Origin of the sequence: Bradyrhizobium liaoningense (assembly GCF_018130825.1) — a bacterium.
GTDB classification, from domain to species: Bacteria; Pseudomonadota; Alphaproteobacteria; order Rhizobiales; family Xanthobacteraceae; genus Bradyrhizobium; species Bradyrhizobium liaoningense_B.
In genome coordinates, this window is the sequence record NZ_JAFCJS010000006.1 from 583000 (window position 1) to 597168 (window position 14169).

At 64.2% G+C, this 14169-nt stretch carries 16 protein-coding genes; 15 read left to right on the forward strand and 1 reads right to left on the reverse strand.

What is annotated here, in order from left to right; genetic code table 11:
* Nucleotides 1-36: 36 nt before the first annotated feature.
* From JQ603_RS38120 to JQ603_RS27525, 5 genes are all read left to right on the forward strand, one after another.
* Nucleotides 37-237, forward strand: coding sequence for a GDCCVxC domain-containing (seleno)protein (locus JQ603_RS38120; protein ID WP_245003863.1), 201 nt, complete (start codon nucleotides 37-39; stop codon nucleotides 235-237).
* A 92-nt stretch (nucleotides 238-329) separates the two neighbouring features.
* A complete protein-coding gene (locus JQ603_RS27510) occupies nucleotides 330-647 on the forward strand; it encodes an ArsR/SmtB family transcription factor (protein ID WP_212343846.1) in 318 nt (105 codons plus the stop codon).
* Nucleotides 648-696: 49 nt separating this feature from the next.
* The gene (locus JQ603_RS27515; protein ID WP_212343847.1) at nucleotides 697-2061 is read left to right on the forward strand and encodes an NAD(P)-binding domain-containing protein; all 1365 of its coding nucleotides are present in this window, start codon (nucleotides 697-699) and stop codon (nucleotides 2059-2061) included.
* Complete coding sequence (locus tag JQ603_RS27520; RefSeq protein WP_212343849.1) at nucleotides 2058-3278, forward strand: MFS transporter; 1221 nt, start codon at nucleotides 2058-2060, stop codon at nucleotides 3276-3278. The genes JQ603_RS27515 and JQ603_RS27520 overlap by 4 nt, the downstream gene beginning before the upstream one ends.
* A 28-nt stretch (nucleotides 3279-3306) precedes the next feature.
* Nucleotides 3307-4485, forward strand: a complete 1179-nt coding sequence (locus JQ603_RS27525; RefSeq protein ID WP_212343850.1) for an MFS transporter — start codon at nucleotides 3307-3309, stop codon at nucleotides 4483-4485.
* Nucleotides 4486-4530: 45 nt separating this feature from the next.
* Here the strand turns inward: JQ603_RS27525 and JQ603_RS27530 are convergent, their stop codons facing one another.
* Nucleotides 4531-5322: an IclR family transcriptional regulator gene (locus JQ603_RS27530; RefSeq protein WP_212343851.1), complete on the reverse strand. Its 792-nt coding sequence runs from the start codon at nucleotides 5320-5322 to the stop codon at nucleotides 4531-4533.
* A gap of 174 nt (nucleotides 5323-5496) precedes the next feature.
* Between JQ603_RS27530 and JQ603_RS27535 the strand changes: the two genes are divergently transcribed.
* From JQ603_RS27535 to JQ603_RS27580, 10 genes are all read left to right on the forward strand, one after another.
* Entirely contained in the window at nucleotides 5497-6657 is a 1161-nt protein-coding gene (locus tag JQ603_RS27535) for an aminotransferase class V-fold PLP-dependent enzyme (RefSeq protein ID WP_212343852.1), read from the forward strand.
* A 22-nt stretch (nucleotides 6658-6679) separates the two neighbouring features.
* Nucleotides 6680-7582: an amino acid ABC transporter substrate-binding protein gene (locus JQ603_RS27540; protein ID WP_212343853.1), complete on the forward strand. Its 903-nt coding sequence runs from the start codon at nucleotides 6680-6682 to the stop codon at nucleotides 7580-7582.
* A gap of 38 nt (nucleotides 7583-7620) precedes the next feature.
* Nucleotides 7621-8415 carry an amino acid ABC transporter permease gene (locus JQ603_RS27545; protein WP_212343854.1) on the forward strand — a complete coding sequence of 265 codons (795 nt, stop codon included), beginning with the start codon at nucleotides 7621-7623 and terminating at the stop codon, nucleotides 8413-8415.
* The gene (locus JQ603_RS27550) at nucleotides 8412-9101 is read left to right on the forward strand and encodes an amino acid ABC transporter permease (protein WP_212343855.1); all 690 of its coding nucleotides are present in this window, start codon (nucleotides 8412-8414) and stop codon (nucleotides 9099-9101) included. Before JQ603_RS27545 ends, JQ603_RS27550 begins: the two co-directional genes overlap by 4 nt.
* Before the next feature lie 28 nt (nucleotides 9102-9129).
* Nucleotides 9130-9900 (forward strand): amino acid ABC transporter ATP-binding protein, encoded by a 771-nt coding sequence (locus tag JQ603_RS27555; RefSeq protein ID WP_283817476.1) that lies wholly within the window; start codon nucleotides 9130-9132, stop codon nucleotides 9898-9900.
* Between the two features lie 191 nt (nucleotides 9901-10091).
* Entirely contained in the window at nucleotides 10092-10499 is a 408-nt protein-coding gene (locus tag JQ603_RS27560) for a DUF2147 domain-containing protein (protein ID WP_245003864.1), read from the forward strand.
* A gap of 251 nt (nucleotides 10500-10750) precedes the next feature.
* Nucleotides 10751-11581 (forward strand): oxidoreductase, encoded by an 831-nt coding sequence (locus JQ603_RS27565; protein ID WP_212343856.1) that lies wholly within the window; start codon nucleotides 10751-10753, stop codon nucleotides 11579-11581.
* Nucleotides 11582-11590: 9 nt separating this feature from the next.
* Complete coding sequence (locus tag JQ603_RS27570; RefSeq protein WP_212343858.1) at nucleotides 11591-12607, forward strand: AraC family transcriptional regulator; 1017 nt, start codon at nucleotides 11591-11593, stop codon at nucleotides 12605-12607.
* A gap of 219 nt (nucleotides 12608-12826) precedes the next feature.
* The gene (locus tag JQ603_RS27575; RefSeq protein ID WP_212343893.1) at nucleotides 12827-13675 is read left to right on the forward strand and encodes an SDR family NAD(P)-dependent oxidoreductase; all 849 of its coding nucleotides are present in this window, start codon (nucleotides 12827-12829) and stop codon (nucleotides 13673-13675) included.
* 63 nt (nucleotides 13676-13738) lie between these two features.
* Nucleotides 13739-14169, forward strand: a 431-nt coding sequence (locus tag JQ603_RS27580) for a class I SAM-dependent methyltransferase (protein ID WP_212343860.1), incomplete at its 3' end; no start/stop codon positions are given.

The following is a 14169-nucleotide window of genomic DNA, read 5'->3' on the forward strand; positions in this document are numbered from 1 at the left end:
TAGTATGCTGTGTCTTGCGATCGCGGAAAATTTGCCATGCAAACGCAATCGATTATCACGTGTCCGGTCTGCCAGCATGCGTCAGCCGAAACCATGCCGACTGATGCCTGCCAGTTCTTCTACGATTGCAAGGGGTGCGGGACGCGGCTGAAGCCCAAGAGCGGCGATTGCTGCGTCTTTTGTTCCTACGGATCAGTTCCCTGTCCGCCGATTCAGCGAAACCAAGAGTGCTGTTGAAAGCCGGCCTCAGCAGAGGGGGTAGTTTACTATTTCCAATATTCTAGAAATATAGTTTGACAGGTCGGCTCCCACGGGTCATCCTCACCATCATGAAGATCGATGACGCAGCAGCGCGCTTGGAGGCCCTGGGCAACCGGACGCGACTTCAGATCTACCGCGCCCTGGTTCGGGCGGGGCACTCGGGCATGCCCGTGGGGCGCTTGCAGGACAAGCTGAAGATTCCGGCGTCGACGCTGTCGCATCACATCAAGACCCTGGTCTCGGTCGGGCTGGTCAGTCAGGTCAGGGAATCCACGACCCTGGTCTGCCACGCGAATTTCGATGCGATGCGCGGGCTGGTCGATTTCCTGGCGGCGGAGTGCTGCGCGGACGAAATCGGATGCAAGGGCGCGCAGACGGCGGCGTGATCGTTTTGCCCAATTATTCGATGATTCTAGAAAGATGGGAGAAGCCCGAATGAATGCCAGGACGGTCGCCATCATCGGGGCAGGGCCGGTCGGTCTCGCAGCCGCGGCGCATGTGCTCGAACGCGGCATGTCGCCCATCGTGCTCGAGGCCGGACCCGAGGCGGCACATGCGGTCCGTCAATGGCAGCACGTCCAGCTGTTCTCGCCGTGGGAATACAATGTCGACAAGGCAGCCGCGCGCCTGCTGGCGCCGACGGGTTGGAATTCGCCCGACCCGCAGTCCTATCCGACCGGCGGCGAACTGATCGATGGATATCTCAAGCCCCTCGCGACACGGACACCGCTTCGCGAAATGATCCAGACCTCCAGCCGCGTCTCGGCCATCAGCCGGGCCGGTTTCGACAAGGCGAAGACGAAAGGGCGGGAGCAGGCGCCGTTCGAGATCCGCTACCAGAATGGCAGGGGTCCCGAAGTGCTGCGCGCCGACGCTGTGATCGATACATCAGGCACATGGTTCTCTCCCAATCCGGCCGGCAGCAACGGCTTGCCGGCGATCGGTGAAGGCGAGCGCGCGGAGCGCATCGCCTATGGCATGCCCGATGTGCGGGGCGCCGATCGTGCCAGATATGCCGGCAAAACCGTTGCCGTGCTCGGTGCGGGCCATTCCGCGGTGGGCACGCTGATCGATCTCGTTCGCCTTGCCGATGAGGTGCCCGGCACGCAAGCCATCTGGCTGTTGCGCGGTAAGGATCCCGCAAAGGCCTTCGGCGGTGGCCGCAATGACAAGCTTGCCGCGCGCGGCGAGCTTGGCACCGCCTTCGCGGCGCTCGTCGCCGCCGGGAAGATCAGGGTGGAGACTGAATTCGGCGTCATCCGTCTGTCGGAATCCGAAGGTCGCCTCGATATCGCAGCCGGCGCCCGCTGCGGCACGCGAAGCGTGATCGTGGATCAGTTGATCGTCTCGACCGGCTTTCGTCCCGATCTGTCATTGCTGTCCGAGCTGCGCCTGCGGCTCGATCCGGCCATCGAGGCGCCGGCCGCGCTCGCGCCGCTCATCGATCCCAACGAGCACAGCTGCGGCACGGTGCGTCCTCACGGCGCGCGCGAGCTCGCGCATGACGAGCCGGGCTTCTATCTCGCCGGCATGAAATCCTACGGTCGCGCGCCGACCTTCCTGATGATGACGGGCTATGAGCAGGTTCGTTCGATCGCGGCTGATCTCGCCGGCGACAAGAAGGCGGCGGCGAGAGTCGAGCTGGTGCTGCCCGAAACAGGCGTATGCACGCGCGGCGGCCTCGAGACCGCTGCAGCGTCGGGATGCTGCGGCGGGCCCGCGAAGGAAGTTTCATCGGCCTGCTGTGCCGCCGACGAAACGGCAAAGAAGTCGGGCGCGTCGGGGTGTGGTTGTTCATGACGCAGGTTACTGCGGGCCAGTCTGCTGGTCCGGTCGCCGTCGTCGTCGCGCTCGGCACCGCGCAGACCGTTGCATGGGCGTCGAGCTATTATCTTCCTGCCATCCTGGCTGCACCGATCGCACGCGATCTCGGTCTTGCGCCGACCTACGTGTTCGGCGCGCTCTCAGGGGCGCTCGTCATCTCCGGGCTGCTCGGCCCGCGCGTCGGGCATGCCATCGACACGTTCGGAGGGCGCGGTCTGCTCGCGATCTCGAACCTCGTGTTTGTGGCAGGGTTGCTCCTGCTGTCCGTGGCCCATGGCGCGGCGGTGTTGATCGCGGCTTGGGCGTTGCTCGGGATCGGCATGGGCATGGGCCTCTATGAAGCGGCCTTCGCAACGCTTGCGCGGATCTATGGCACCAATGCCCGGCGAACCATCACCGGCATCACCCTGATCGCCGGTTTCGCCAGCACACTCGGCTGGCCGCTCACGACGTGGCTGGAGTCCGAGTATAGCTGGCGCGTGGCCTGCCAGGTGTGGGCGGCAATCCATATCGCTCTCGCGCTGCCGCTCAATCTCTCGCTGCCGCGCGCCGTTCCATTGGACCAGCAGCCTCGACCGGGCACGGCTGCGAGCCGGCAATCCGGACGCCAGAGCGAGACCTTCGCGATGGTGCTGCTCGCTTACATGTTTGCGGCGGCAAGCTTCGTCAGTTCGGGAATCTCGGCCATTCTGCCGACCATGCTGGTTGCGTTCGGTGCTAGCCCGGCGCAGGCGCTGCTCGCGGGAGCCTTGGTTGGCCCTGCACAGGTCGGCGCGCGCCTTCTGGAAGCGGGATGGCTCGCCCGATTTCATCCGCTGCTCTCGGCGAGGCTGGCCATGCTGATGAATCCGATCGGCGTCGTCGCGCTGGTCGCGGGCGGCCCCTTGCTCGCGACGACTTTCACGGTGCTGTACGGCGCCGGCAACGGCATCATCACCATTGCCCGCGGGACGCTTCCGCTGGCGCTGTTCGGGCCGGCCGGATTCGGCAGGCGCGTCGGCATGATCTCGCTGCCTTCCAGGGTAACGGGTGCCGCCGCGCCGCTCGCGCTGGGGCTGATGGTGGAGCACATCGGCAGCAGCGCGCTGTGGATCAGCGCACTCGTTTCGCTCTCGGCCTTCTTTGCACTCTTGCTGTTACGTAGCGAGCAGGCAACATCGACGCCCCTCAAGGTGGGAGAGCAAAATTCATAAGCTGAGCGGTCGGTCCCTGATTGCGGTGATGTGCATCGGCCAGGTCGGCAATCTCCTGCCGCATGTCACGCTGTCCGCAAACCTCGCGCAGCATCTGATGCCGGCGTGGGGGCTCTCCGCCGCCGAAGGCGGGTTGATGGCGAGCGGTTATGCCTTCGGCTACATGCTCGCCGTGCCCGTGCTGACGACCTTGACCGACCGCATCGATGCGCGGCTCGTCCTGCTCTGGGGCTCGATCGTCAGCGGGCTTGCGACCGCAGCGTTCGGTCTCTTTGCACAAGGTTTTTGGTCGGGCACTGCGATCTGGTCGCTTGCGGGACTTGGCTTTGCCGGCGCCTACATGCCCGGCCTGAAGGCGCTGACCGACCGGCTTCCCACTGGCGACACCTCGCGGGCGGTCACGCTGTACACGTCGAGTTTCTCGGTCGGCGTCGGCCTCTCGTTTCTGGTGGCGCAACTGATCGCCGACCGGTGGGGCTGGCGGGCCGCCTTCCTCGTCACCGGCCTCGGCCCGATCGCAATGGTGGTCGCGTGCCTTCTGATCGATGCGCGGCAGCCTGCGCCAAAGGCCGGGCGTCTGCTCAACTTCGCTCCCGTCTTCGCCAACCGCGAGGCGCTCGGCTACATCCTCGGCTATGGCGCGCATTGCTTCGAGCTCTACGGCATCCGCACCTGGCTCGTGGGGTTCTGGACGTTCGTCGTGGCGCATCAGGGCGCGCCGTCGTGGCTGAGCCCCGTCGTGCTGAGCTTCTGCTTCGCGGTGATCTCGATGCCCGCCAGCATCCTCGGCAACGAGGCCGCGCTGAAATTCGGACGCCACCGCGCGATCACCATCGTGATGATTGCGTCGGCCTGCGTGGCGCTGGTGATCGGGCTCAATGCGACGGCGCCGGCCTGGCTGCTCGCACTGCTGCTGCTCCTCTATGGCCTGACCGTGCCGGCCGATTCAGGAGCACTGACCGCCGGCATGTCGGCCGCGGCGGTATCGGCGCATCGCGGCGCGACGCTCGCGTTGCACTCGACCGTCGGCTTCGGCCTGTCGGCGCTTGGGGCCTGGGGGACCGGCGCAGCGCTCGACATCGCCGGCGGCCCGCAGAGCGCGAGCGGCTGGCTGCTGGCGTTCACCGTCCTCGCGGCCGGCATTGCGCTCGGTCCGCTGGCGTTGCTCTGGGCGCGGATGGCGCAGCGTGCGGCGCGGGTGCAGTAGCGGGGCGGCTTCGGGTCTCGAGCGCGGACCGTCGATCAGGCGGGGTCAGACATTCTCTGGAGCGTCGCTTGCGTCATCTCCGAGGATCGTCTCCGAGAGCAGCGCCGCAGCCTTCTGCAGTGGGGCGATGAACCGATCCAGTTCGGTGAAGCTCACGCGTGCCACGGGAACGGAGACGCCCAGGCACGCGATCAGCTCGCGATCCGGCGACAGGATCGGAACGGCGCAGCCGACCACGCCTCGCACATATTCTTCATTGGTCTTGGCCCAGCCGCGCTTGCGGGTCTCGTCGAGGACCTTCATCAGGCTTTCGACATCGACGATGGTCGTCTCGGTGTACTTGGTGAGTGCGAGTGCGCGGCACAGCTTTTCGCGCGCCCGCTCGGGCAAGCGGCTCATGTAGATCTTGCCGGTCGAGGTGCAGTGGAGCGGCGCCGCTTCGCCGGGATTGAACTGGAGCCCCTGCGGTTGCGACACGCGGACGCTGTCGACGTAAGCAACGACATTGTCCCGCACCACCCCGATCTCGCATTGCTCGCCGATTTCGGCCGCAACGCCTCGGAGCACCGCATGGCGGCGCGCGGTGCGGAAGGCTGCGCCGATGACCTTGGCCGACAGCGTGACCAGTTGATTGCCGACCACGTAGCGCTTCGTTCCCACGGCTCTCTGAAGCAGTCCGCGCTGCTCCAGATTTCCGATCAGCCGGTGCGCGGTCGGCAGCGGCAGGGACAGCGCGCCGGCGATCTCCGCGACCGAGGCTGCCCTGGTCTGGCTGGCAACGTAGCCAATGACCGCGAAGGCGCGATCCAGTGGCCCATCGGTACTCGGCTGCTGCATTTTGTCATTCTCCACCTGGATTCCAAATAATTATCATTTTTCGGAATGAAAACCACTGAAATATGAAAATTACTATAGGAACCCTAGCGCCTTTGCCCATATCGTTGGCGTTGCCCGGCGGTGAACAGGATTTGTGCAGTGCGGACCGCCGCGGTCGTGCTCAGGAGATTGGGAATGTCAGGCCACTACGACGTTGATGCCGTGCGGAAGGAGTTTCCGGCTGCTGAGCGGATCACCTATCTCGACTCCGGCTTCCAGACGCCGCTTGCGCGTCCCGTCAAAGCGGCGATCGACCGTTTCCTGAGCGAAGGTCTCGAGATCGCCGGCCCCAAGAGCGTCTGGCTCGATCGTGTCGAGCAGACCCGCGAGAAACTGGCGCGGTTTCTCGGCGCATCGGCCGACGAGATCGCCTTCACCAAGAATACCTCGGAGAGCATGAACATCGCCGCGAATGCGCTGCCGCTGCGCGCCGGCGACAAGGTCCTGATGATCCACGGCGATCATCCGAACAACGCCTACGCGTTCCTTAATCTGCGGCGCAAGGGCGTGACCGTCGCGTTCGTGCCGATGACGGAGATCGTGAACGCCGACAGCCTTCGTCCCTACATCGACGCGAACACGAGGGCCATCTCGATGTCGCAGGTGACCTTCCATGCCGGTCACCGCTTCGATGTCGAAAGCATCGGCGCGCTGTGCGAGGAGAAGGGGCTCTACTTCGTCGTCGACGTGATGCAGGCGATCGGCGTGGTGCCGATCGATGCCAAGGCGATGCGTGCGACCTTCATCGGTTCGGGCAGTCACAAGGGGCTGCTCGTGCCGCAAGGGCTGGGCCTGCTCTATTGGGACAAGTCGAGGGCCGAGCTCGAGCCTGCTTATCTTGCGGCCGCCAGCCTTGCGGACGTCCCGGCCGATCTCATTGCCAATCCCGACAAGCTCGATCCGGCCCCGAGCGCGCGCCGCTTCGAGCTCGGCAATTTCAATCTTCCGGCGATCCATGCGCTCGGTGCCTCGCTCGATATGATCGATGCACTGGGCGTTGAGAACATCCAGAACCACTGCTTCGATCTCGGCGACCATCTCATCGCCCGGCTCGACGCGCTCGACGTCCGCCTCGTCGGCCCTCGCGCGCGCCAGCATCGCGCGCCGCACATCTACGTCATCGCGCTGCCCGCCGCCGAATGGCTCGGCCATTTCGAGGAGAACGGCGTCCGCGTGTCGCCGGAACGGGACGGCATCCGCGTGTCGTTCGGGATGTTCAACACGATTGCCGACGTCGACCGCCTGATCGAGATCATCCGGCGGCGCGGCGTGAAGCCATCATCGAGGGCCGCATAGGCTGTCCATCAAGGAGACGTACATGACGAAATTTGCGCGTGTCTTGAGCATTCTGTCCGGCCTCGCGGTCATTGGTGGTCTTGGCGGAGCAGCGGTTGCCGCCGACAGTCCCACGCTCGCCAGGATCAAATCGAACGGCGCCATCACCATCGGCCATCGCGAGGCCTCGATACCGTTCTCCTATCTTGGTCCCGACCAGAAGCCGATCGGCTTTTCGCTCGATCTGTGCGCCGCCATCGTCGAGCGTATCAAGGCGGAGACCGGCCTGCCCAATCTGAGGGTCAACTACGTTCCGGTGAACTCGTCCAACCGCATCCCGCTGATCCAGAGCGGCACCGTCGATATCGAGTGCGGCGGCACGGCCAACGACAAGAAGCGGCAGGAGCAGGTGTCGTTCTCCGTCGCGACCTTCGTCAGCCAGCCGCGCTGGCTGGTCAAGGCGGACAGCGGCCTGAAGACGGCCGGCGATCTCAAGGGCAAGACGGTTGTCGTCACCCAGGGCTCCAATGCCGTCGGCTTCGCGCAAGGCGTGAATGCGAAGGAGCAGCTCGGCTTCAATATCGTCCAGGCGAAGGACCATGCCGAATCCTTCTTGATGCTGAACACCGGCCGCGCGGCCGCCTTCATGGAAGACGATATTCTCCTCGCCGGCCTCAAGGCCGCAGCTCCGAAGCCGGATGCGCTGATATTTCTCCCCGAGGGTTACGCCAAGATCTATTATGGCCTGATGTTCACGAAGGGCGATACCGGCTTCAAGGCGCTGGTCGATGATGTGCTGTCCAAGCAGATGGCGTCGGGCCAGTTCGAGAAGACCTACGCGAAGTGGTTCACCAGGCCGATTCCGCCCAAGAATGAGAATTTGGCGTTTCCGCTGACGGTCGAGCTCACGGAACGGATCGCGCATCCCAGCGACGCGGTCGACTAGGCGGAGAGTGTCCCGCAAACCGAGCCCCGAGGTTCGCCATGTTTGCAGTGCTTCTTGAACAGACCGCGGATGGCCAGCGCTATATCGACTGGCTCGTGTCGGGCCTCGGCTGGACCCTGGCGCTGGCGTTCTTCGGCTGGTGGATTGCCTTCGCGGTCGGGGTGGTCGTCGGCATCGGCCGCACCGTGCAGAACCGGCCCATCGCGGCGCTTGCGCGCCTGTATGTGGAGATCTTCCGCAACATCCCCGTTCTGGTGCAGATGTTTCTCTGGTACTTCGTCCTGCCGGAGATCCTTCCAACTGCGCTCGGAAACGCCATCAAGCAGATTCCGCCGCCCTGGGGATCGTTCTTTCCGGCGCTCGTGTGCCTCGGTCTCTACACCGCGGCCCGGATCGCCGAACAGGTGCGTGCCGGGATCGAGGCCCTGCCGAAAGGGCAGGTCGAGGCGGCCAGCGCGCTCGGGTTCAGCAGCTATCTGACCTATCGCCACATCATCGTGCCCCAGGCGCTGCGCCTGATCATCCCGAGCCTGACCAGCGAGGTCATGGGCATCTACAAGAACACTTCGGTCGCGCTCACCATCGGGCTGATGGAGCTGACGGCGCAGGCCCGCCAGATCAGCGAAGCGACGTTTCAGACGTTCACCGCTTTCGGCGCCGCGACGCTTGTCTACCTCGCGCTGGCGCTGATCGCCTATCAGGGGATGGCGCTGATCGACAGGGCTGTGCGCATTCCGGGCGCCGGGCGTGCGGACGATGCAGTCAAGCCGGCCGCGACGCACGTCACGCAACCGATTGACTCCCTGCCTGACGCGATGGAGGTCGTGAAATGAACAGCCTCGATTTCTCCGTTGTTCTTCAGGCGTGGCCTTACCTCTGGTCGGGCCTGCTGTTTTCGCTGGCGCTGACCGCTGTGGCTTTCGTGGTCGGCCTGGTCCTCGGCACCTGCCTGGCGCTGGTGCAGCACTTCGAAGTGCCCGTGCTCGGCAGGCTCGTGCGTGGCTATGTCGCCCTGATGCGCTCGATCCCGCTGATCCTGGTCCTGTTCTGGTTCTTCTTCCTGGTGCCGATCGTGCTCGGCCATCTCAGCGGAAACGGACGGCCGGTCCCGATCGGCGCCACCTGGACGGCGTTCATCACCTTCGGCCTGTTCGAGGCCGCCTATTATTCGGAGATCATCCGCGTCGGATTGCGCGCGGTGAACCGGGGACAGTTCGAGGCGTGTCAGGCGCTCGCATTGTCCACCTTCGACACCTATCGCTCCGTGATCCTGCCGCAGGTGCTCCGCGTCGCCAGCCCAATCATCCTGAGTCAGACCATCATCCTGTTCCAGGACACCTCGCTGGTCTACGTGCTCTCGCTCACCGATCTGCTCGGCGCAGCCTCGAAGCTGGCGCAGCTCAATGGCCGTCTGGTCGAGATGTATCTGGTCATTGCGGTGGTCTACCTCGCAATCAGCTCGGCGGCCTCGCAGTGCGTAGCGTCCTTACGCAAGCGATATGCGATTGCGGGCCGCTAGCGGATCATCCTGTTCTTTGGAGAGGAAAATGCTTCAGCTCGCTGCGGGGAATCAGATGGGGCCGACTACTTTCATCGTCACCGTGGAAAATCTGGTGAAACGGTTCGGCCATTTCACGGCGCTGAATGACGTCAACCTGACTGTCGCGGCCGGCGAGAAGATCGTGCTGTGCGGTCCCTCCGGCTCGGGTAAGTCGACCTTGATCCGCTGCATAAATCACATCGAAAAGCACGATGGTGGCCGGATCGTCGTCGATGGTGTCGAGCTGACGAACCGGATGGACGACATCAACGGCGTCCGTCGCGAGGTCGGCATGGTGTTCCAGAGCTTCAACCTTTTTCCGCATCTCTCGGTCGTCGAGAATTGCATGCTGGCGCCGATGAAGGTGCGGGGGCTGTCCCGCGCCGAGGCACACGAGCGTGCGATCGGTCTGTTGCGCAAGGTGCGCATCCACGACCAGGCGAACAAATATCCGGGACAGCTCTCCGGCGGCCAGCAGCAGCGCGTCGCCATCGCGCGGGCGCTGTGCATGCAGCCAAAGATCATGCTGTTCGACGAGCCGACCTCCGCGCTGGACCCGGAGATGGTCAAGGAGGTGCTCGACACCATGGTTGAGCTCGCGAAAGACGGCATGACCATGGTCTGCGTCACGCACGAGATGGGCTTTGCCCGCGAGATCGCTGATAGGGTGGTGTTCATGGATCGTGGCTCCATCGTCGAGGAAGCCGATCCCGAGACCTTCTTCCGCGCGCCCCGGAGTGAGCGGGCGAGGGATTTCCTCGGCCAGATCATCCATTAGGGATACGTCTCGGTCTTTAGCGCGATAGTGGAGGGCGGCGTCGCCGGGCGCGGCGTCATTGATTGGCACGTCTCGCAATCCCGTTGGCGCCTTCTGCCGCTGCCAACGCTGTTCCTGAAATCTAGAGACACCTGCGAGACCAGCGAGCGGCCTGATCGCTCCTCCCAACCCCGCAGACCAAGGAACAGACCATGCAATCATTCCCGCTTTCCCGTCGATCCGCCATCTTCCTGCTGATGGCAACCGTGAACATCGGATTGATGCCGATGGCGCACGGCGAGGCACCGGTCCCCGACGCGATCGTCGGAACATGGGAGGCCGACGACGGCACCGTGAAGCTCGACATGTTCAAGGCCGGCGCAGAATTCCAGGCGCGCATGCTCTATGGCAACGAGATCGTCGAGGCGGACAATGTGACCTTCAAGAAGGACGCCAAGAACCCCGATCCCACGCTGCGTTCGCGATCGCTCAAGAACATCGTGTTCATCACCGGCCTGCACTGGGAAAATGGCGAGTGGACCGGCGGCTCCATCTACGACGCCTCGTCCGGCGCACCTACAACTGCAAGGCCAGCGTCAAGGACGGCAAGATGCATCTGAGAGGGTATCTCGGCCTGCCGGCGATGGGGCAAACCCGCTCATTCCACCGCGTTCGCGGGTAGGTAGGCCTTCCGCCAATCCCGAACCGTTCTGCCGAAGCGCGGTCGCCCGAACCGCGCTTTTTCCTCGCGAGTACAGCAGCTTGAGTGGTCGCCAGGATTGGCGCGTTGTGCAAATCTATTGGCGCGTTTGGTCAGTCGATCCGGACCGGGGAGGCGGCAGGATAAGGATCGGAACCAAGAGAGGTTGACATGTTCGACAGATCGAAAAGAACCGCGCTCGTCACCGGAGCCTCCTCCGGCATGGGCAAGGAAATCGCAAGGCGTCTGATCAAGGACGGCTTTCAGGTCTTCGTCGCCGCGCGCCACGTCGACAAGATGGATGATCTCGTCGGGCTCGGGGCGCGGTCCCTGCGCATGGACATATCGAGCGAGGCCGACATCCAGGCGGCGGTCGATGCCATCCTGCGCGAGGTGGACGGCGTCGATGTGCTCGTCAACAATGCCGGCTTCGGCCTCTACGGTCCCGTCGAGGACGTCGGCATCGACGAAGCGCGTTACCAGTTCGAGGTAAACCTGTTCGGCGCCGCCCGCCTGACGCAACTCCTGCTGCCGAAAATGCGCGAGAAGCGTGCAGGCACCATCGTCAACATCACCTCGATGGGCGGCAAGATCTACACGCTCCTGGGCGCCTGGTACCACGCGACCAAGCATGCGCTGGAAGGCTGGTCCGATTGCCTTCGGCTCGAGCTCGCTCCCTTCGGCATCAAGGTCGTCGTCGTCGAGCCCGGCCTGATCGAGACCGGATTTGGCGATGTGGTCGCCAATGGCCTGCTCAAGCGATCGGGTGAAGGTCCCTACGCCAAACTCACGCAGGCCGTCGCGAAATCGACCCGTGAGGCCTATGGACAGGGACGCGGCACCAATCCGAGCGTCATCGCCGACATCGTGTCCAGGGCTGTGAGGGAGCCGAAGCCGCGCACGCGCTACGTTGCGGGCAAATATGCCCTGCCGATGATCAAGATTCGCGAGTGGTTCGGCGACCGCATGTTCGATCGCGTGATCATGAGCCAGATGCGCTAGGGATCGGTCATGAGCGGAACAGCGGCAGACAGGTGCAAGGTCCCCCGAGCCTTTTGGCAGGCCGTCGAACATATCGGCGTGCCGCCGGCCGTGCTGTTGCGGCAGGCGAAATTGCCGGCAACCTTGCACCTTAACGATCAAGGGCAGGTCACCACAGTGCAATACTTTGCACTCTGGAGAGCGCTCGAGGAGCTGAAGCCGGAGCCCGGGCTCGGCTTGATGCTGGTCCAGAGCGTCGAGACGGCGGTGCATCCGCCGCCGAGCCTTGCTGCGTTCTATGCAAGGGACTATCGCGACGGACTGCACCGCATCGCGCGCTTCAAGCGGCTGTGCTCGCCCGAGCAGCTGCACGTCGACGAAGGCAAGGACGAGTGCGTGGTCACGACGGAGTGGCAGTACGCAACCGATCCGGAGCCCGCGATTACGACCGATGTGACCTTCGCCACGCTGGTCGAGCTCGGGCGTCGCGGGACGGGACAGCACCTGACGCCGAAGCGGGTGGAGCTGGTTCGTCCTCGCCCCAAGAGCGATGTCCATCACGCTTATTTCGAATGCCAAATCCGCTATGGCGCGGCACGAAACCTGCTGGTCCTGAAATCTGCTGACCTCGATCGTCCGTTTCCCGGCCACAACAAGGAACTGCTCGAAATCCTGACGCCGGCACTGGCGTCGGCCCTGGGCGAGCTGGAAGCGCGCAGCTCCGTCAGGGAGCAGGTGAAGGTGGTCCTCAAGCGCAGCCTTGCGAGCGGGCGGCCGGAATTGTCGGATGTTGCGCGCGATCTCGGCCTGAGCGAGCGGACCCTGCAGCGCCGCATCACCGAGGAAGGCGCGAGCTTCCGTGAGCTCCTGGTCGAAGCGCGTCAGGAGCTCGGGCGGCAGCTTCTGTCGGATCCAACGGCCGACATCGACGAGGTCGCGTGCCTCCTGGGCTATCAGGACGCGAGCTCCTTCTACCGCGCCTTCCGATACTGGGAAGGCGTGACGCCGAGCCGCTGGCGCGAGCTGCACGGCAACAAGATTCACTAGAGCGTTTTCGAGCGAAGTGGATACCGGTTCGCGTCAAGAAAACGCGTCACAATAGAATCCAGAGCCCCGTTCCGATTTCATCGGAACGGGGCTCTGACGGCTGCTGCGTCCTTTTTGGCGCCTGCGGCAACTTCGTTGGCGCGCCTCGTCACTGCTGATCCTGGCCGACGAGGATAGGACTTGCCGCGTAAGTCCAATTCAATCCATCGAGGATATCGCATGTCTGGCAAAGTCTGGTTCATCACCGGAGCATCCCGCGGCTTTGGCCGCGTCTGGGCAGAGGCTGCCCTCAAGCGCGGCGACAAGGTGGCTGCCACCGCCCGCATTCTCGCTGACGTGGCTGATCTTTCGGAAGTCTACGGCGACGCCGTGCTGCCGATCGCCCTGGACGTGACCAATGCCCACGCGGTGCAGAATGCCGTGACCCGGGCTCACGCGCATTTCGGACGGCTGGACGTCGTGCTCAACAACGCGGGCTACGCGCTGGTCGGGGCGATCGAGGAAGCACACGAGGCCGATGTCCGCGCCGAGTTCGACACCAATTTCTTCGGCACCCTCCGCGTCATCCAGGCCGCGCTTCCCCTGCTGCGACGACAGGGCAGTGGTCACATCATCGGCGTGTCCAGTGTTGCGGGCATCGTCGCCGGGCCCATCACCGGGTTCTACAACGCCTCGAAATTCGCCATCGAAGCTCTTCATGAAAGCCTGGCGCAGGAGGTCAGGGGCTTCGGGCTGAAAGTCACGCTGCTCGAGCCCGGCGCCTACGCGACGGGGTTTGCCAGCACGGCCTCGCTCAGGATCTCGCCCGTCATCAATGCCTACAGCAACACGCGGGCGGAGGTGTTTGCCGCCGGTGCCAAGCTCGAGTTTGGCGAGCCGGAGGCGACGGCCGATGCGATCCTGAAGATCGTCGACGCCGAGAGTCCTCCGCTCCGATTCTTTGTCGGCACTGAGGGATTGCCGCGCGCCCGGGCCGCCTATGCCGATCGCCTCGCGACATGGGAAGCGTGGGAGGCTGACTCCAACGCCGCTCAGGGCGAGGCCCGGCAACACAACATCGCATCGTAGCTGCACCAGCTTTCTTCGGGACAGACCCGTCTGCTCCTCGCGAGCGGGAAACAGAGGATTGCAATGAACGCTACCGCAGTTGCTGATTTCTTCCAGTTCTTCCGCTCGTACCTGTCCAATCCCTGGCAGGTCTCCGCCATCGCGCCATCAGGCCAGTCGCTGGCGCGCCTGATGACGCAGGAGATCGTGCCGGGGACCGGGCCGGTGATCGAGCTGGGGCCGGGCACCGGCATCTTCACCAGGGCGTTGCTCCGGCGCGGAATCGCGGAGCGCGACCTGCTTCTGATCGAATATGGTTCGGATTTCGTCCGCCTGTTGCAGGAGCGTTTCCCGCGCGCGCGCGTGCTCTGGATGGATGCGCGCCAGCTCGCCCAGTACGAGCGGTTCACGGCGCCGGCCTCGGCCGTCGTCAGCGGCCTTCCGCTTCTGTCGATGTCGCCGCGCAAGGTGATCGCGATCCTGACGGGCGCCTTCCGCCACATGCAGGAGGGCGG

Excerpts from the sequence above, each read along its gene's own strand:
- JQ603_RS27545 (WP_212343854.1), top strand. The coding sequence starts at position 7,621 with ATGTTTGCAGTGCTTCTTGAACAGACCGCGGATGGCCAGCGCTATATC.
- JQ603_RS27535 (WP_212343852.1), top strand. The coding sequence starts at position 5,497 with ATGTCAGGCCACTACGACGTTGATGCCGTGCGGAAGGAGTTTCCGGCT.
- JQ603_RS27530 (WP_212343851.1), bottom strand. The coding sequence starts at position 5,322 with ATGCAGCAGCCGAGTACCGATGGGCCACTGGATCGCGCCTTCGCGGTC.
- JQ603_RS27560 (WP_245003864.1), top strand. The coding sequence starts at position 10,092 with ATGCAATCATTCCCGCTTTCCCGTCGATCCGCCATCTTCCTGCTGATG.
- JQ603_RS27540 (WP_212343853.1), top strand. The coding sequence starts at position 6,680 with ATGACGAAATTTGCGCGTGTCTTGAGCATTCTGTCCGGCCTCGCGGTC.
- JQ603_RS27525 (WP_212343850.1), top strand. The coding sequence starts at position 3,307 with ATGTGCATCGGCCAGGTCGGCAATCTCCTGCCGCATGTCACGCTGTCC.
- JQ603_RS27550 (WP_212343855.1), top strand. The coding sequence starts at position 8,412 with ATGAACAGCCTCGATTTCTCCGTTGTTCTTCAGGCGTGGCCTTACCTC.
- JQ603_RS27575 (WP_212343893.1), top strand. The coding sequence starts at position 12,827 with ATGTCTGGCAAAGTCTGGTTCATCACCGGAGCATCCCGCGGCTTTGGC.
- JQ603_RS27520 (WP_212343849.1), top strand. The coding sequence starts at position 2,058 with ATGACGCAGGTTACTGCGGGCCAGTCTGCTGGTCCGGTCGCCGTCGTC.
- JQ603_RS27570 (WP_212343858.1), top strand. The coding sequence starts at position 11,591 with ATGAGCGGAACAGCGGCAGACAGGTGCAAGGTCCCCCGAGCCTTTTGG.
- JQ603_RS27555 (WP_283817476.1), top strand. The coding sequence starts at position 9,130 with ATGCTTCAGCTCGCTGCGGGGAATCAGATGGGGCCGACTACTTTCATC.
- JQ603_RS27565 (WP_212343856.1), top strand. The coding sequence starts at position 10,751 with ATGTTCGACAGATCGAAAAGAACCGCGCTCGTCACCGGAGCCTCCTCC.
- JQ603_RS27515 (WP_212343847.1), top strand. The coding sequence starts at position 697 with ATGAATGCCAGGACGGTCGCCATCATCGGGGCAGGGCCGGTCGGTCTC.
- JQ603_RS38120 (WP_245003863.1), top strand. The coding sequence starts at position 37 with ATGCAAACGCAATCGATTATCACGTGTCCGGTCTGCCAGCATGCGTCA.
- JQ603_RS27510 (WP_212343846.1), top strand. The coding sequence starts at position 330 with ATGAAGATCGATGACGCAGCAGCGCGCTTGGAGGCCCTGGGCAACCGG.